We start from the raw sequence: 15,997 nt of genomic DNA, 5'->3' as shown, positions 1-15,997 counted from the left end.
CACCGCACGCCCGCGCCGCCCAATAGGTCTAAACCAATTTTCTGAAGACCCTTGTCACCCGGGCTTCTGACTGATGAGCTAGGACGCGGGACACATAGGCACATAGGACGCCCTGGGAAAGGGAGATGTCGTGAGCAACGAAAGCCTGGCCAACCTGCTCAAGGAAGAGCGGCGGTTCGCGCCGCCGACCGAGCTGGCCGCGCACGCCAACGTGACGGCGGAGGCGTACGAGCAGGCCGCGGCGGACAGGCTTGGCTTCTGGGCCGAGCAGGCGAGGCGGCTCACCTGGGCCACCGAGCCGACCGAGACCCTCGACTGGTCGAACCCGCCCTTCGCCAAGTGGTTCGCCGATGGCGAGCTGAACGTGGCGTACAACTGCGTCGACCGCCATGTCGAGGCCGGGAACGGCGACCGGGTCGCCATCCACTTCGAAGGCGAGCCCGGCGACAGCCGCGCCATCACCTACGCCGAGCTGAAGGACGAGGTCTCCCGGGCCGCCAACGCCCTGACCGAGCTGGGCGTACGCAAGGGGGACCGGGTCGCCGTCTACCTCCCGATGATCCCCGAGGCCGCCGTCACCCTGCTGGCCTGCGCCCGCATCGGCGCCGCCCACTCGGTGGTCTTCGGCGGCTTCTCGGCCGACGCCGTGGCCTCCCGCATCCAGGACGCCGACGCCAAGCTGGTCGTCACCGCCGACGGCGGCTACCGCCGCGGCAAGCCGTCCGCGCTGAAGCCCGCCATCGACGAGGCCGTCGCCAAGTGCCCGCAGGTCGAACACGTCCTCGTGGTCCGCCGCACCGGCCAGGACACCGCCTTCACCGAAGGCCGCGACGTGTGGTGGGACGACATCGTCGCCCGCCAGTCCGCCGAGCACACCCCGGAGGCCTTCGAGGCCGAGCAGCCGCTCTTCATCCTCTACACCTCCGGGACGACCGGGAAGCCGAAGGGCATCCTGCACACCTCCGGCGGATACCTCACCCAGGCCGCGTACACCCACCACGCCGTCTTCGACCTCAAGCCGGAGACCGACGTCTACTGGTGCACCGCCGACATCGGCTGGGTGACCGGACACTCGTACATCGTCTACGGCCCGCTGGCCAACGGCGCGACCCAGGTCATGTACGAGGGCACGCCCGACACCCCGCACCAGGGCCGGTTCTGGGAGATCGTCCAGAAGTACGGCGTGACGATCCTCTACACCGCCCCGACCGCGATCCGTACGTTCATGAAGTGGGGAGACGACATCCCCGCCAAGTTCGACCTCTCCAGCCTCCGGGTCCTTGGCTCGGTCGGCGAGCCGATCAACCCCGAGGCCTGGATCTGGTACCGCGAGCACATCGGCGCCGGCAAGACCCCGATCGTCGACACCTGGTGGCAGACCGAGACCGGCGCGATGATGATCTCGCCGCTGCCGGGCGTCACGGAGACCAAGCCGGGCTCCGCCCAGCGGCCCCTCCCCGGCATCGCCGCGACGGTCGTCGACGACGAGGCCAACGAGGTGCCCGACGGCGGTGGCGGCTATCTCGTCCTCACCGAGCCGTGGCCGTCGATGCTGCGCACCATCTGGGGCGACGACCAGCGGTTCATCGACACGTACTGGTCGCGCTTCGAGGGCAAGTACTTCGCCGGCGACGGCGCGAAGAGGGACGACGACGGCGACATCTGGCTGCTCGGCCGGGTCGACGACGTCATGCTCGTCTCCGGTCACAACATCTCCACCACGGAGGTCGAATCGGCCCTCGTCTCGCACCCGTCCGTCGCCGAGGCGGCGGTGGTCGGGGCCGCGGACGAGACGACCGGGCAGTCGATCGTCGCCTTCGTCATCCTGCGCGGGACGGCCAGCGAGGACGACACCCTCGTCGCGGAGCTGCGCAACCACGTCGGCGCGACGCTCGGACCGATCGCCAAGCCCAAGCGGATCCTTCCGGTCCAGGAGCTGCCGAAGACCCGGTCCGGCAAGATCATGCGGCGGCTGCTGCGGGACGTGGCGGAGAACCGCGAGCTGGGAGACGTCACGACGCTGACGGACTCGTCGGTCATGTCGCTCATCCAGACCCAGCTGCCCGGCGCCGCCAGCGAGGACTGAGCCACCCGGCTCCCCCGAGCACCGCACCCGCGCCCGCCCCGGACCTCCCGGGGCGGGCGCGCGCACGTACACGCCCTGCACCCCGCTCCCGGGGCGGGCGTACCCACGTACACGCCCCGCCCGCCCCGCACGCACGCCACCGCGCCGCGCGCCCCGCCTGCCCGGCCGGGCGGGCCGCGCGCCCTACAGTGAAGATCACCGGACATGCCCGCGCCGTGGGGTGGGTAGGGTGAGGAAAGCGTCGTCGACGCGACAGGAATGACCTAGGTGCGCCGGGAAGTCTGGTCGGCATGTGGTTCGTGCTGCCCACCCGACCGGAGGTCCCCCCGTGCCCGCACCCGCCCCCGGCGACCGCAAGTTCCTCGGCCTGCTGCCGCTCCCCGAGCGGCGGATCGTGACCGATGCGCTGCGCGCCGAGACCGTCGGCGGCGTGCTGCTGCTCATCGCCGCCGTCGCCGCGCTCGTCTGGGCCAACAGTCCGCTCGCCGACAGCTACGAGTCCGTACGCGACTTCCACCTGGGCCCCGCCGCCCTCGGCCTCGACCTCTCGCTCCAGCACTGGGCCGCCGACGGCCTCCTCGCGATCTTCTTCTTCGTCGCCGGCATCGAGCTCAAGCGCGAACTAGTCGCCGGCGAGCTGCGCGACCCCAAGGCCGCCGCGCTCCCCGTGATCGCCGCGCTCTGCGGCATGGCCGCACCGGCCCTCGTCTACGCCCTGACGAACGCCGTCGGAGGCGGCTCGATGGCCGGCTGGGCCGTCCCCACCGCCACCGACATCGCCTTCGCGCTCGCCGTCCTCGCCGTCATCGGCACCTCCCTCCCGTCCGCGCTCCGGGCGTTCCTGCTGACCCTCGCCGTCGTCGACGACCTCTTCGCGATCCTGATCATCGCGATCTTCTTCACCGGCGACCTGAACTACGCCGCCCTCGCAGGCGCCTTCGCCGGTCTCGTCGTCTTCTGGGTGCTGCTGCGCACGGGCGTGCGCGGCTGGTACGTCTACGTCCCGCTGGCGCTGGTCGTCTGGGGCCTGATGTACAACAGCGGCATCCACGCCACCATCGCCGGCGTCGCCATGGGCCTGATGCTGCGCTGCACCCGCCGGGAGGGCGAGGAGCACTCCCCCGGCGAGCACGTCGAGTACCTGATCCGTCCGCTCTCGGCAGGCCTGGCCGTTCCGCTGTTCGCCCTGCTCTCGGCCGGTGTGGCGGTCACCGGCAAGTCGATCGGCGACGTCTTCACCCAGCCCGTCACCCTCGGCATCGTCCTCGGCCTGGTGGCCGGCAAGACGCTCGGCATCTTCGGCGGCACCTGGCTCGCCGCCCGCTTCACCCGCGCCCGGCTCAACAGCGACCTCGCCTGGCCGGACGTCTTCGCCGTCGCCTCCCTCGCCGGCATCGGCTTCACCGTCGCGCTCCTCATTGGCGAGCTGTCCTTCGAGGGCGACACGCAGCTGACGAACGAGGTGAAGGCCGCCGTCCTGATCGGCTCGCTGATCGCGGCCGTCTGCGCGACGGTTCTGCTCAAGCTGCGGGTACGGAGGTACGAGGCGCTGCTCGCCGACGAGGAGCGCGACGAAGACGAGGACGGCATCCCGGATGTGTACGAAGAGGACAATCCGGAGTACCACCTTCGGATGGCCGCGATCCACGAACGGAAGGCCGCCGAACATCGCGAGAAGGCGCGACGGGCGGGGGCACCGCGCGATGACGCCGACCGTCCGGCATGATCTGAGGTCGGACCCGTCAAGAGAAAAGGGAGCAGCGATGAGCGACCCGGTCAACGGAGCCGAGCGCAGCCTCGGCCAGCTGGTCGCCTCGGCGACCGCCGAGATGTCCGCGCTGGTGCACGACGAGATCGCCCTGGCCAAGGCCGAACTCCGACAGGACGTCAAGCGCGGCGCGATCGGCAGCGCCGCCGGCGGGACAGCGGCCACGGTCCTGCTGTTCTCGCTGCCGATGCTGAGCTTCGCGCTCGCGTACGGCATCCACGCGTGGAGCGGCTGGCACCTCTCGGTCTGCTTCCTGCTCTCCTTCGCCGCGAACGTGCTGCTCGCGGGGCTGCTCGGGCTGATCGCCTACGGCAAGTTCAAGAAGGTCAAGCCGCCGGAGAAGTCCATCGCCTCGGCGAAGCAGACGGCCGCGATCCTGCAGAACGCGAAGCCGCACCCGCGCCCGGAGCGGGCGGCGCTGCCGGGGACGGTCCAGGACAAGGCCGTCGTTGTGGGACGCTCGTCTGCATGACCGCCCCCGAGAGCAGCGCCGGCAACGGCAACGGCAGCAGCACCGGCAGTCCCGTACGGATCGACGGGCCCTGGACCCACCGCGACGTGGCCGCCAACGGCGCGCGCTTCCACATCGCGGAGATGGGCGACGGGCCGCTGGTGCTGCTGCTGCACGGCTTCCCGCAGTTCTGGTGGACCTGGCGCCACCAGCTGCCGGCGCTCGCCGACGCCGGATTCCGCGCCGTGGCGATGGATCTGCGGGGGGTGGGCGGCAGCGACCGTACGCCGAGGGGTTACGACCCCGCCAACCTGGCGCTCGACGTCACGGGGGTCATCCGCTCGCTCGGCGAGCCGGACGCCGCCCTGGTCGGGCACGACCTCGGCGGCTACCTCGCGTGGACGGCGGCGGTCATGCGGCCGAAGCTGGTGCGGCGGCTCGCCGTCTCCTCGATGCCGCACCCGCGCCGCTGGCGCTCCGCGATGCTCTCCGACTTCGCGCAGTCCCGGGCGGGCTCGTACGTCTGGGGCTTCCAGCGCCCCTGGCTGCCGGAGCGTCAGCTGGTGGCGGACGAGGGCGCCTTGGTGGGCCGGCTGATCCAGGACTGGTCGGGCCCGGGGCTGCCGGACGAGGAGGCGATCGAGGTGTACCGGCGGGCGATGTGCATCCCGTCGACGGCGCACTGCTCGATCGAGCCGTACCGGTGGATGGTGCGTTCGCTGGCGCGGCCCGACGGCATCCAGTTCAACCGGCGTATGAAACGCCCGGTGCGGGTACCGACCTTGCACCTGCACGGTTCGACGGACCCGGCGATGCGGACGCGCAGCGCGGCGGGATCCGGCGAGTACGTGGAGGCGCCCTACCGCTGGCGGCTCTTCGACGGGCTGGGTCACTTCCCGCACGAGGAGGACCCGGTGGCGTTCTCGACGGAGCTCGTCAACTGGCTGAAGGACCCCGAGCCGGACCGCTGAACCGGCGGCGAGGACGGGCATCGCCCGCCTCCCGCCCGTACGAACGAAGTCACGCCTCCCGAACAGCCATGTGCCGGGCGCATACTCCAATTGGCGGGCCCCGGGGCGATTACCGACCTTGGGCCCCGGGCAAACGTCGGGGTATGGGCTGGACGCACGACTACGGTGACACAGCACGCAACCGACGCTCGGCCGCTGGGCCGGGCTCTCTGGAGAGGGGTGGCCCGCAGGACCAGGGTCACTCCCATGCCGCGCGGGAGGAGATCGGCATCCCGCGCATCCTGCGCCGCCGGGCCCGTTGGGTCTCGGCTCGGCTCCGTCACACGCGCGACTGAGCGTGGACGCGCCAGGGCCGTGGGCGGCCGGCCGTTCACCGGATCGTTCCGGCCGCCCACGCCCCTGACCGTACGTCCCCCTGAGGCTCCGACGCCGTCATCGGCTCCGACGCGGGCTTCGCCTCCGGCTTCGGCTTCGCTAGAGCGCGCAGCCCTCGCTGTCCACCTGCTGGTTCGCGGCCTGGCCACGGATGATGTCCTCGCGGATCTCGTCGACCGTCAGGGCGTAGCCGGTGTTGGCGTCGTCGAGGGACCGGGCGAAGATCACGCCCGACACCTCGCCGTCGGCGGTGAGCAGCGGGCCGCCGGAGTTGCCCTGACGGACCGTCGCGTAGAGCGAGTACACGTCCCTGCGCACCTCGCCGCGGTGGTAGATGTCGGGCCCCTTGGCGCTGATGCGGCCCCGGACGCGTGCCGAGCGGACGTCGTACGAGCCGTTCTCCGGGAAGCCGGCGACGATGGCGTTGTCCCCGCTGCGGGCGTCCTCGGCGGCGAAGCGGAGGGGCTGGGCGTCCAGTTCCGGCACGTCCAGGACGGCGATGTCCCGCTCCCAGTCGTAGAGCACGACCTTCGCGTCGTACAGCCGGCCCTCGCCCCCGATCTGGACGGTGGGCTCGTCGACGCCGCCGACGACGTGGGCGTTGGTCATGACGCGGCGGTCGGAGAAGACGAAGCCGGTGCCTTCGAGGACCTTGCCGCAGCTCGGTGCCGTGCCGACGACCTTGACGATCGACCGCTGGACGCGGGCGGCGACCGGGCTGCCCGCGAGCGCCGGGTCCGGGGGCCGGACCTCGGTGATGGGCTCGTTGGCGAAGGGGCTGAAGACCTGCGGGAAGCCGTTCTGGGAGAGCGTGGAGGTGAAGTCGGTGAACCACGTGGACGCCTGATCGGGCATCACGCGCTCCACGCCGAGCAGCACCTTGGAGCTGCGGACCTCCTTGCCCAGGGTGGGCATCGAGGTCCGGGCGAGCGCCGAGCCGAGGAGCCAGGCGACGAGCAGCATCGCGACGACGTTGACCAGCGCGCCGCCGGTGGCGTCGAGGGCGCGCGCGGGCGACCAGGTGATGTGCCGGCGCAGCTTGTTGCCCAGGTGGGTGGTGAAGGCCTGGCCGATCGAGGCCAGGACGATGACCACGATCACGAAGACGACGGTCGCGGTGGTGCCGACCTCGGAGTTGTCCGTCAGCTGCTTCCAGATGACGGGCACCAGGAAGACGGCGACGAGACCGCCGCCGAGGAAGCCGATCACGGACAGGATGCCGACCACGAAGCCCTGGCGATAACCGATGATCGCGAACCACACGGCGGCGAGCAGTAGCAGGATGTCCAGCACGTTCACCGTCAGTAGCCTCGCAGATTCGTCTTCGGTCGCCTGGGTCAGCCTGTCATGAGCGCCAGTCGAGCGGGACCTGCTTGGCCCGGTCCCACGGTCTCTCCCAGCCGGCGAAGTGGAGGATCCGGTCGATGACTCCGGCCGTGAATCCCCAGACCAGAGCCGATTCGACCAGGAACGCGGGGCCCTTGTGGCCGCTGGGGTGGACGGTGGTCGCGCGGTTGGCCGGGTCCGTGAGATCCGCCACGGGGACGGTGAAAACCCGGGCGGTCTCGGCGGGGTCGACCACGCCGACGGGGCTGGGGACGCGCCACCAGCCGAGGACGGGGGTGACGACGAACCGGCTCACCGGGATGTAGAGCTGGGGCAGCACGCCGAAGATCTGGACGCCGGAGGGGTCGAGTCCGGTCTCCTCCTCGGCCTCCCGCAGGGCGGCCCTCAGCAGGCCGCCGTCGGCCGGCGGGCCGTCCTCGGGGTCGAGGGCGCCGCCGGGGAAGGAAGGCTGCCCGGCGTGCGAGCGGAGCGTCCCGGCCCGCTCCATCAGCAGCAGCTCGGGTCCGCGTTCGCCCTCGCCGAAGAGGACGAGGACGGCGGACTGGCGTCCCGCGCCGTCGGCGGGCGGCAGGAAGCGGCTGAGCTGCTCGGGCTCGACCGTGCGGGCCGCCCGCTCCACCGGGGCGAGCCAGCCGGGCAGCCCGGCCCGGCTGAGCAGTCCGCCGGTCCCGACGCCGTGGGTCGGATCGGCCGCCGTCTCTTCGTCAGTGCGCGTCATAGGCACCCCCGTGTTCCCAACGCGATCGGAGCATGGCTTCGTTCCCTCCGGGCCGGGTCAGGCGTCCGCCCCGGGGGCGACGCCGGCGGCGGGCGGGGCGGGACGGCCCGGATAGTCCGGAGGCGGGTTCAGCCGCTGGCCGGGGAAGCCGCCCTTCTCGTACTTCAGGAGCTTCTCCGCCTTCTCCGGGTCGGTCTCCCCCTCGCCGTACGCCGGGCAGAGCGGGGCGATCGGGCAGGCGCCGCAGGCGGGCTTGCGGGCGTGGCAGATCCGGCGGCCGTGGAAGATCACCCGGTGCGAGAGCATCGTCCACTCGCTCTTGGGGAAGATCTCGGCGACCTCGGCCTCGATCTTGACCGGGTCGTCGCTCTCGGTCCACTTCCAGCGGCGGGCGAGCCGCATGAAGTGGGTGTCGACGGTGATGCCGGGCACGCCGAAGGCGTTGCCGAGGACGACGAAGGCGGTCTTGCGGCCCACACCGGGCAGCTTGACGAGGTCGTCGAGCCGGCCGGGGACCTCGCCGCCGAAGTCGTCCCGGAGGGCGGTGGCAAGCCCCATGATCGACTTGGTCTTCGCGCGGAAGAAGCCGGTGGGCCGGATCAGCTCCTCGATCTCCTCGGGGACGGCGGCGGCGAGGTCCTCGGGCGTGGGATAGCGGGCGAAGAGGGCGGGGGTGGTCTGGTTGACCCTCAGGTCGGTGGTCTGGGCGGAGAGGACCGTGGCGACCAGCAGCTCGAAGGGGTTGCGGAAGTCCAGCTCGGGATGGGCGTACGGAAAGACGTCGGCCAGCTCCCGGTTGATCTTCCGGGCCCGCCGCACCATGCCGAGCCGGGTCTCCGCCTTCGGGGGCGCGGTCCTCTTGGCGGGCGGGGCGCTCTTCGACGTGGCCGCCGGGGTCTTCTCGGCGGGCGGTGCGGACTTCTTGGCGGGCGCGGCCTTCCTCGTGGCCGCAGCGGGCTTCTTCGAAGCCTTCACCGTCCCCTTTTGCGGGCGGTTTGTCGCATTTGCCCGATTGGGCACACCCTGTTCGCCCACAGCGGAATCACCCTTGGCGGACACTCTCCCAGCCCCCTTGGCCTGCGCTCTCACCGGCGAGTTGGACACCCGGCCAGCCTAAGGGCCATCACCGACATCCGCCCTGGGCACGGCCGATCACGACCCAATCGGGCCCCTGACGTACGGGCGGGCCGTTCGGTACGTCAAACTTGTTGTGATTGATCGCACTGTTTTGTGCGTCCGGCATCATGGGATCAAGATCCCCTGAGCAGGTCGACATAGGAGAGAACTCGTGGACGACGTTCTGCGGCGCGCCCCGCTCTTCGCGGCGCTCGATGACGAGCAGGCCGCGGAGCTGCGCGCCTCGATGAGTGAAGCGACGCTCGCCCGTGGCGACGCGCTGTTCCACGAGGGGGACCCCGGCGACCGCCTGTACGTGGTCACGGACGGCAAGGTGAAGCTCCACCGCACCTCGCCCGACGGCCGGGAGAACATGCTGGCCGTCCTCGGCCCCGGCGAGCTGATCGGCGAGCTGTCCCTCTTCGACCCGGGCCCGCGCACCGCCACCGCGACGGCGCTGACCGAGGTCAAGCTGCTCGGCCTCGGCCACGGCGACCTCCAGCCCTGGCTGAACGCCCGCCCCGAGGTGGCCACCGCCCTGCTGCGCGCGGTCGCCCGCCGGCTCCGCAAGACCAACGACCAGATGTCCGACCTGGTCTTCTCGGACGTCCCGGGCCGTGTCGCCCGCGCGCTCCTCGACCTGTCGCGCCGCTTCGGCGTGCAGTCGGAGGAGGGCATCCACGTCGTCCACGACCTGACCCAGGAGGAGCTGGCCCAGCTGGTCGGCGCCTCCCGCGAGACGGTCAACAAGGCGCTCGCGGACTTCGCCCAGCGCGGCTGGCTGCGCCTGGAGGCGCGTGCCGTGATCCTGCTGGACGTGGAGCGCCTCGCGAAGCGCTCGCGGTAAGCACCCCCGTACGCACGCGAAGGGCCGCCCCGGTCGAACCGGGGCGGCCCTTCGCGCGTTCCGGCGAGGACCCGACCGCGGGTGGATCCGCGGCCGGGCCTCGAACCGTCCCGCGAACGGGCCCGGGAGGACCGGGCCCGTAGCGGTCTACCGCTTGGTGCCGTCCACGATCAGCGGGTTCCCGCTCGCGCCGCCGCACGGCACCGCGTACACCGGGTTCTTCGACGAGGCCTCCCGGTACGCCTCGATGCACTGGTTCATCAGGACCTTGTCGGTCAGCGAGTCGTTGAGGATCTTGTTGGCGCGCGCGATGCCCTCGGCCTCGATGCGGCGCCGGTCGGCCTCGGCCTTGGCCGTGCGGGCGGCCTCGGTGGCCCGCTCGGTGGCCTGCTGCTGCTGGATCTTGCGGTCGATCTGCCCCTGCAGGGCGTCGGACGGCTTCACGTTGCGCAGGTTGACCGTGGTGACGGCGATACCGCGGGGCGCCAGCCGCTCCTTGATCAGGTCGCCGATCTCGGCGTTGATCTTCTCGCGGTCACTGGCGTAGCCCTGCTCGCTCGTGTGGCGCGCGAAGACGTTGCGGACGATCTCCCGGCTGTCCGGGTAGACCAGCCGCTGCTGGATGGCGTCCTCGCTGCCGGCGAGCCGGTACAGCTCCACCGCCCTGGCCGGGGTCACCGCCCACTTCACCGTCACCTCGGCGTACATGACACCGCCCTGCGAGGAGCGGACCTCGACCACGTCCTTGTCGGAGAGGTTGAGGTCGACCGGGCGGGTCGAGAAGGTCGTGACGTCGGTGAACGGGGACTTGACGTGCATCCCGGACGTCATCGGAGAGCCGACCTTGCCGAAGGCGACCGGCACGCCGACCTCGTACGCACTGATGATGTAGAGCATCGATGCCAGCAGCGAGAAGACCCCGGCGACGAGGGCGCCGAGGGCGCCGAGCTTCAGCCCCGTCGTGCCCTGGGCGCGCCCGACGAAATAGAGCACCACCGCGGTGATGAGCAGCAGGATGGATATGACGAACACAGGTGAACCCCCCGAGAGCTACGGCCAAACGTAAGCGGAGCGTAAAGCACGAACGGAAGATCGTTCTCGGGTGTGCGGGGAAGCGCCTGCCGGCCGTCAGATCAGACCGTGCTCGCCGAGGTATTCGAGCTGCGCGCGTACGGAGAGCTCGGCCGCGGGCCACAGGGAACGGTCCACATCGGCGTAGACGTGCGCGACGACCTCCGCCGGGGTCGCGTGGCCGTTCTCGACGGCCGTCTCGACCTGCGCGAGGCGATGGGCGCGGTGGGCGAGATAGAACTCCACCGCCCCCTGGGCGTCCTGGAGCACCGGCCCGTGGCCCGGCAGGACCGTGTGGACCCCGTCGTCCACGGTGAGCGAGCGCAGCCGGCGCAGCGAGTCCAGGTAGTCGCCGAGCCGCCCGTCGGGGTGCGCGACGATCGTGGTGCCCCGCCCGAGGATGGTGTCCCCCGTCAGGACGGCCCGGTCGGCGGGCAGATGGAACGAGAGCGAGTCCGACGTGTGGCCCGGCGTCGGCACCACGCGCAGCTCCAGGCCGCCGACGTCGATCACGTCCCGGGCCCCGAGCCCCTCCTCGCCCAGCCGCAGCGCCGGGTCGAGCGCGCGGACCCGCGTCCCGGTCAGCTCGGCGAACCGGCCCGCGCCCTCCGCGTGGTCCGGGTGGCCGTGGGTGAGCAGCGTCAGCGCGACCCGCTTGCCGAGCCGCTCCGCCGTCCGCACGACGTGCCGCAGATGGCCGTCGTCGAGCGGCCCGGGGTCGATGACGACGGCGAGGTCGGAGTCCGGCTCGGAGACGATCCAGGTGTTGGTGCCGTCCAGGGTCATCGCGGAGGGGTTCGGCGCGAGGACGTTGTGGGCGCGGGCCGTCGCCTGCCCGGAGAGGACCCCTCCCCTCGGCTGGCCCGGCAGCGCCGCCGCGTCCGTCATCGGCCGCCTCCCCCGCTCGGGATGTGCTTGGTGAACTCGTCGTGCCCCGGCCAGCTCAGGACCACCTCGTCGCCCGCGAGGCGCGCCTGCGCGAGGACGGGGGCCAGGTCCTGCCCCTCGGCCGCGGCCAGTGCCTCCGCGGCCGTGGCGAAACGTTCCAGAGCCCGCAGGGTGGAGATCGTCGGCGGCATCATCATCAGCTCGCCGCGGTCGTACCCCGCCGCCGCGTCGGCCGGGCGGATCCACACGGTCCGGTCCGCCTCGGTGGAGGCGTTGCGCGTCCGCTGCCCGGCCGGCAGCACGGCCACGAAGAACCAGGTGTCATAGCGCCGGGGCTCGAACTCCGGCGTGATCCAGCGCGCCCACGCACCCAGCAGATCCGACCGCAGCACCAGGCCGCGCCGGTCGAGGAAGTCGGCGAAGGACAGCTCGCGGGCGACCAGCGCCGCACGGTCCTTCTCCCAGTCGTCGCCGGTCGTGTCGCCGACGACGGTCTGCGCGGTCCCGCCGGCGAGCAGCACGCCCGCCTCCTCGTACGTCTCCCGGACGGCCGCGCAGACGATCGCCTGCGCCTCCCGCGGGTCCGTGACGCCGAGGCGGGCGGCCCAGGTCTCCAGGGACGGCCCGGCCCAGCGCACCGGGTGCTCGTCGCGCGGATCGACCCCGCCGCCGGGATAGGCGTACGCACCGCCCGCGAAGGCCATGGAGGCGCGCCGCCGCAGCATGTGGACGCTCGGGCCCTGACCCCGTTCCCGCCCCTGCTCCTGGTCGTGCCCCTGGCCGGGGGCCTGCTCCCGGCCCGCGGCGCCGTCGCGCAGCAGCATGACGGTGGCGGCCCGCCTGGGGGCGGCGGGGACGAGCTCGCCCGCCGCGAGAGCGCGGATGCGGTCGGGCCATTCCGGGGGGTACCACTGACCATTCGCCATGGCCGGATGGTATGCCGGGCGCCCGGGATGCACGAGAGCCGATCCCCCCGGGCGGGGGGACCGGCTCCCTGGCGGTGTCCCGACGTCCCGGCTTACCGGGACGTACACGGTGGTACGGGCGGTGTGTCAGTCCTGGAGTTCCACTTGGACCTCGACCTCGACCGGGGCGTCCAGCGGCAGGACGGCCACGCCGACCGCGCTGCGCGCGTGCACGCCCTTCTCGCCGAGGACCGCGCCGAGCAGCTCGCTGGCGCCGTTGATCACGCCCGGCTGCCCGGTGAAGTCGGCGGCGGAGGCGACGAAGCCCACGACCTTCACGACCCGCTTGATCCGGTCCAGGTCACCGGCGACCGACTTCACGGCGGCGAGCGCGTTCAGCGCGCAGGTGGCCGCGAGCTCCTTGGCCTCGTCGGCGGTGACCTCGGCGCCGACCTTGCCGGTCACCGGAAGCTTGCCGTCCACCATCGGGAGCTGGCCCGAGGTGTAGACGTAGGCGCCGGACCGCACGGCCGGCTGGTACGCGGCCAGCGGCGGGACGACCTCGGGCAGGGTCAGGCCCAGCTCGGCCAGCTTGGCCTCCACGGCCCCGCTCACGGCTTCGCCCGCTTCAGGTAGGCCACGAGCTGCTCGGGGTTGTTCGGCCCGGGCACGACCTGGACGAGCTCCCAGCCGTCCTCGCCCCAGGTGTCCAGAATCTGCTTCGTCGCGTGCACCAGAAGCGGCACAGTCGCGTACTCCCACTTGGTCATGGGGCCGACTGTATCGGCTGCCCCGCCGGACCCCTCCTCCCGGCGCCTCCCGGCACCCCCCGAGCCGGGCCGCGTGCGGCGCGCGGGGCGGGGTACCCGGGCCCCATGACCCGCCCAATCCGCCCCGTGCGCGCCCGGGGCGCAGTGCCAGTGGTTAGGCTCGACGGCGTGAGCAGGCTCCAGGTCGTCAGCGGCAAGGGTGGTACCGGTAAGACGACGGTCGCCGCCGCCCTCGCGCTCGCCCTCGCGACGGAGGGCAAGCGGACCCTCCTCGTGGAGGTCGAAGGCAGGCAGGGCATCGCACAGCTCTTCGAGACGGAGGCCCTTCCGTACGAGGAGCGCAAGATCGCCGTCGCCCCGGGCGGTGGTGAGGTCTTCGCGCTCGCCATCGACGCCGAGCGCGCGCTCCTCGACTACCTCCAGATGTTCTACAAACTGGGCAGCGCCGGGCGGGCCTTGAAGAAGCTGGGCGCGATCGACTTCGCGACGACGATCGCCCCGGGCGTACGGGACGTGCTGCTGACCGGCAAGGCCTGCGAGGCGGTCCGCCGCCGCGAGAAGCACGGTGGCCACTCCTACGACCACGTCGTCATGGACGCGCCCCCGACCGGCCGGATCACCCGCTTCCTCAACGTCAACGACGAGGTGGCGGGGCTGGCCAGGATCGGCCCGATACACAACCAGGCGCAGGCCGTGATGCGGGTCCTCAAGTCGCCCGAGACGGCGGTGCACCTGGTCACGCTCCTGGAGGAGATGCCGGTCCAGGAGACCGCGGACGGCATCGCGGAGCTGCGGTCGGCCGACCTGCCGGTGGGCAACGTCATCGTGAACATGGTCCGCCCGCACGTCCTCGACGAGGCGGCGGTACGGGCGGCCTCCGGGGACCACCGGGACGCGGTCGCGAGGACCCTGGCCGAGGCGGGCGTCAGCGGCGGTACGGAGCTGGTCGGGCCCCTCCTTGAGCAGGCGGCGCAGCACGCGCAGCGCGTGGAGCTGGAGCGGGAGCAGCGGGCGGTCCTGCGCCGGCTCGACGTACCGGCGTACGAACTGCCCTTCCTGGGGGACGGAGGGGACATCGCGGGCCTGTACCGGCTGGCGAAGGAACTGCGGAAGCAAGGGGCGGGCGCGTGACGGAGACCGCGAGCACGGATGCCGCGAGCAGGGAGACCGCGGGCACGGATGCGGCGTGGACCGGTGCCGCGTGGACCGGCGCCGTGCCCTCGAACGGTCTCGACGCGGCCCCCGCCCTGGCCCTGGACCCGCTCATCGACGACCCGGGCACCCGGATCATCGTCTGCTGCGGCGCCGGCGGTGTGGGCAAGACGACGACCGCGGCGGCCCTCGGCGTACGGGCGGCCGAGCGGGGCCGGAAGGTCGTCGTCCTGACGATCGATCCGGCGCGGCGACTCGCCCAGTCGATGGGGATCGACTCGCTCGACAACATCCCGCGGAGGGTCGACGGCATCAAGGGGCCGGGCGCCGGGGAGCTGCACGCCATGATGCTGGACATGAAGCGGACCTTCGACGAGATCGTCGAGGCGCACGCGGACGCCGAGCGGGCGCGGGCGATCCTGGAGAACCCCTTCTACCAGTCCCTGTCGGCCGGTTTCGCCGGCACGCAGGAGTACATGGCGATGGAGAAGCTCGGGCAGCTGCGGGCCAGGGACGAGTGGGACCTGATCGTCGTCGACACCCCGCCGTCGCGCTCCGCGCTCGATTTCCTGGACGCGCCGAAGCGGCTGGGGTCCTTCCTGGACGGGAAGTTCATCAAGCTCCTCATCGCGCCCGCGAAGATGGGCGGCCGGGCGGGGATGAAGTTCCTCAATGTCGGCATGTCGATGATGACGGGGACGCTGGGGAAGCTGCTGGGGGGTCAGTTCCTGAAGGACGTGCAGACGTTCGTGTCGGCCATGGACACGATGTTCGGCGGCTTCCGGACCCGGGCGGACGCGACGTACAAGCTGCTTCAGGCGCCGGGGACGGCGTTCCTGGTGGTGGCGACGCCGGAGCGGGACGCGCTGCGGGAGGCGGCGTACTTCGTGGAGCGGCTGGCCGCGGAGGAGATGCCGCTGGCCGGGCTCGTCCTCAATCGCGTCCACGGCAGCGGTGCCGCCCGGCTGTCGGCCGAGCGGGCACGGGCCGCCGCGGAAAATCTTGAGGAGGGGCGCATTGTGGATCAGGGGGCCGGGAAGGCTGATGTTCGTGGCTCCCGGGTCAACTCCCCCGAGCCGTCGACCATCGCCACCGCCGCCGCACCTCCGCACGACGAGCACGACGAGCAGCGTGACAAGCGCGACGAGTACGTCAGGCCCGACGAGCTGGGTGGGCCCGACGGTGATCAGCATGTGGCTGCCCCCACAGCCGACCTCGCGGCCGACCCCACGGCCGCGCGCGGCTCCGGCCGTCCCGGCGACCCCGAGAGCTTCGGGAACCCCGACGCCGAGGACCTCCGGCAGCTGACGGCGGGACTTCTCCGTCTGCACGCCGAGCGGATGCAGGTGCTCGCGCGTGAGCAGCGCACGCGGGACCGTTTCACGACGCTCCACCCGGAGGTGGCGGTCGCCGAAGTGGCGGCCCTGCCCGGCGACGTACACGATCTCGCTGGGCTGCGGGCCATCGGCGCTCGGCTCACGGCGGGACGTGTTCCTCCCGGCTGAGCCTTCTGAACGCCCGGACCACCTTCG

The 15,997-nt window shown here is 72.0% G+C and carries 16 protein-coding genes; 8 read left to right on the top strand and 8 right to left on the bottom strand.

Features of this window, described 5'->3' with window-relative positions; translation table 11 throughout:
* The first annotated feature begins 130 nt into the window (after nucleotides 1-130).
* The 5 genes from acs to ACFZBD_RS16610 all read left to right on the top strand — a co-directional run bounded on the left by acs (nucleotide 131) and on the right by ACFZBD_RS16610 (nucleotide 5,611).
* Nucleotides 131-2,086, top strand: a complete 1,956-nt coding sequence (gene acs / locus ACFZBD_RS16630; protein WP_391140232.1) for an acetate--CoA ligase — start codon at nucleotides 131-133, stop codon at nucleotides 2,084-2,086.
* A 328-nt stretch (nucleotides 2,087-2,414) separates the two neighbouring features.
* Nucleotides 2,415-3,812: a Na+/H+ antiporter NhaA gene (gene nhaA / locus ACFZBD_RS16625; RefSeq protein ID WP_391140230.1), complete on the top strand. Its 1,398-nt coding sequence runs from the start codon at nucleotides 2,415-2,417 to the stop codon at nucleotides 3,810-3,812.
* Between the two features lie 37 nt (nucleotides 3,813-3,849).
* Nucleotides 3,850-4,326, top strand: a complete 477-nt coding sequence (locus tag ACFZBD_RS16620; RefSeq protein ID WP_391140229.1) for a phage holin family protein — start codon at nucleotides 3,850-3,852, stop codon at nucleotides 4,324-4,326.
* Nucleotides 4,323-5,276: an alpha/beta fold hydrolase gene (locus ACFZBD_RS16615; RefSeq protein ID WP_391140228.1), complete on the top strand. Its 954-nt coding sequence runs from the start codon at nucleotides 4,323-4,325 to the stop codon at nucleotides 5,274-5,276. The genes ACFZBD_RS16620 and ACFZBD_RS16615 overlap by 4 nt, the downstream gene beginning before the upstream one ends.
* Nucleotides 5,277-5,419: 143 nt before the next feature.
* Nucleotides 5,420-5,611, top strand: coding sequence for a hypothetical protein (locus ACFZBD_RS16610; protein WP_391140227.1), 192 nt, complete (start codon nucleotides 5,420-5,422; stop codon nucleotides 5,609-5,611).
* Between the two features lie 139 nt (nucleotides 5,612-5,750).
* On the opposite strand, the gene ACFZBD_RS16605 is transcribed toward ACFZBD_RS16610, so the two are convergent.
* From ACFZBD_RS16605 to nth, 3 genes are read right to left on the bottom strand one after another with little or no spacing between them, the layout of a single operon-like run.
* The gene (locus tag ACFZBD_RS16605) at nucleotides 5,751-6,950 is read right to left on the bottom strand and encodes a MarP family serine protease (RefSeq protein ID WP_391140226.1); all 1,200 of its coding nucleotides are present in this window, start codon (nucleotides 6,948-6,950) and stop codon (nucleotides 5,751-5,753) included.
* A 46-nt stretch (nucleotides 6,951-6,996) separates the two neighbouring features.
* Nucleotides 6,997-7,716 carry an NUDIX domain-containing protein gene (locus ACFZBD_RS16600; RefSeq protein ID WP_391140225.1) on the bottom strand — a complete coding sequence of 240 codons (720 nt, stop codon included), beginning with the start codon at nucleotides 7,714-7,716 and terminating at the stop codon, nucleotides 6,997-6,999.
* 57 nt (nucleotides 7,717-7,773) lie between these two features.
* A complete protein-coding gene (gene nth / locus ACFZBD_RS16595; protein ID WP_391140224.1) occupies nucleotides 7,774-8,691 on the bottom strand; it encodes an endonuclease III in 918 nt (305 codons plus the stop codon).
* Nucleotides 8,692-9,004: 313 nt separating this feature from the next.
* Here nth and ACFZBD_RS16590 point away from each other — a divergent pair, with 313 nt between their 5' ends.
* Nucleotides 9,005-9,679, top strand: a complete 675-nt coding sequence (locus ACFZBD_RS16590; RefSeq protein ID WP_391140222.1) for a cyclic nucleotide-binding domain-containing protein — start codon at nucleotides 9,005-9,007, stop codon at nucleotides 9,677-9,679.
* A 147-nt stretch (nucleotides 9,680-9,826) separates the two neighbouring features.
* On the opposite strand, the gene ACFZBD_RS16585 is transcribed toward ACFZBD_RS16590, so the two are convergent.
* The 5 genes from ACFZBD_RS16585 to ACFZBD_RS16565 form a co-directional block, all read right to left on the bottom strand.
* Nucleotides 9,827-10,711 (bottom strand): SPFH domain-containing protein, encoded by an 885-nt coding sequence (locus ACFZBD_RS16585; RefSeq protein WP_391140220.1) that lies wholly within the window; start codon nucleotides 10,709-10,711, stop codon nucleotides 9,827-9,829.
* Nucleotides 10,712-10,807: 96 nt separating this feature from the next.
* The gene (locus tag ACFZBD_RS16580; RefSeq protein WP_391140219.1) at nucleotides 10,808-11,638 is read right to left on the bottom strand and encodes an MBL fold metallo-hydrolase; all 831 of its coding nucleotides are present in this window, start codon (nucleotides 11,636-11,638) and stop codon (nucleotides 10,808-10,810) included.
* Nucleotides 11,635-12,564: an NUDIX hydrolase gene (locus ACFZBD_RS16575; RefSeq protein ID WP_391140218.1), complete on the bottom strand. Its 930-nt coding sequence runs from the start codon at nucleotides 12,562-12,564 to the stop codon at nucleotides 11,635-11,637. The genes ACFZBD_RS16580 and ACFZBD_RS16575 overlap by 4 nt, the downstream gene beginning before the upstream one ends.
* Before the next feature lie 126 nt (nucleotides 12,565-12,690).
* Complete coding sequence (locus tag ACFZBD_RS16570; RefSeq protein WP_391140217.1) at nucleotides 12,691-13,158, bottom strand: Atu1372/SO_1960 family protein; 468 nt, start codon at nucleotides 13,156-13,158, stop codon at nucleotides 12,691-12,693.
* Entirely contained in the window at nucleotides 13,155-13,313 is a 159-nt protein-coding gene (locus tag ACFZBD_RS16565) for a DUF4177 domain-containing protein (RefSeq protein WP_344089422.1), read from the bottom strand. Before ACFZBD_RS16565 ends, ACFZBD_RS16570 begins: the two co-directional genes overlap by 4 nt.
* Nucleotides 13,314-13,481: 168 nt before the next feature.
* On the opposite strand from ACFZBD_RS16565, the gene ACFZBD_RS16560 reads away from it, so the two are divergent.
* Together ACFZBD_RS16560 and ACFZBD_RS16555 are read left to right on the top strand one after the other, a co-directional pair.
* Nucleotides 13,482-14,444, top strand: a complete 963-nt coding sequence (locus ACFZBD_RS16560) for an ArsA-related P-loop ATPase (RefSeq protein ID WP_391140216.1) — start codon at nucleotides 13,482-13,484, stop codon at nucleotides 14,442-14,444.
* Between the two features lie 83 nt (nucleotides 14,445-14,527).
* Nucleotides 14,528-15,970, top strand: a complete 1,443-nt coding sequence (locus tag ACFZBD_RS16555; protein ID WP_391140463.1) for an ArsA-related P-loop ATPase — start codon at nucleotides 14,528-14,530, stop codon at nucleotides 15,968-15,970.
* Nucleotides 15,971-15,997: the final 27 nt, after the last annotated feature.

This window comes from Streptomyces sp. NPDC008121, from assembly GCF_042957155.1.
In the GTDB taxonomy this organism is placed as follows: domain Bacteria; phylum Actinomycetota; class Actinomycetes; order Streptomycetales; family Streptomycetaceae; genus Streptomyces.
The sequence above is the reverse complement of the archived record's forward strand: the minus strand, read 5'-3'. Positions and strand labels throughout refer to the sequence as shown.

Excerpts from the sequence above, each read along its gene's own strand:
- ACFZBD_RS16600 (WP_391140225.1), bottom strand. The coding sequence starts at position 7,716 with ATGACGCGCACTGACGAAGAGACGGCGGCCGATCCGACCCACGGCGTC.
- ACFZBD_RS16580 (WP_391140219.1), bottom strand. The coding sequence starts at position 11,638 with ATGACGGACGCGGCGGCGCTGCCGGGCCAGCCGAGGGGAGGGGTCCTC.
- ACFZBD_RS16610 (WP_391140227.1), top strand. The coding sequence starts at position 5,420 with ATGGGCTGGACGCACGACTACGGTGACACAGCACGCAACCGACGCTCG.
- ACFZBD_RS16575 (WP_391140218.1), bottom strand. The coding sequence starts at position 12,564 with ATGGCGAATGGTCAGTGGTACCCCCCGGAATGGCCCGACCGCATCCGC.
- ACFZBD_RS16565 (WP_344089422.1), bottom strand. The coding sequence starts at position 13,313 with ATGACCAAGTGGGAGTACGCGACTGTGCCGCTTCTGGTGCACGCGACG.
- ACFZBD_RS16620 (WP_391140229.1), top strand. The coding sequence starts at position 3,850 with ATGAGCGACCCGGTCAACGGAGCCGAGCGCAGCCTCGGCCAGCTGGTC.
- ACFZBD_RS16615 (WP_391140228.1), top strand. The coding sequence starts at position 4,323 with ATGACCGCCCCCGAGAGCAGCGCCGGCAACGGCAACGGCAGCAGCACC.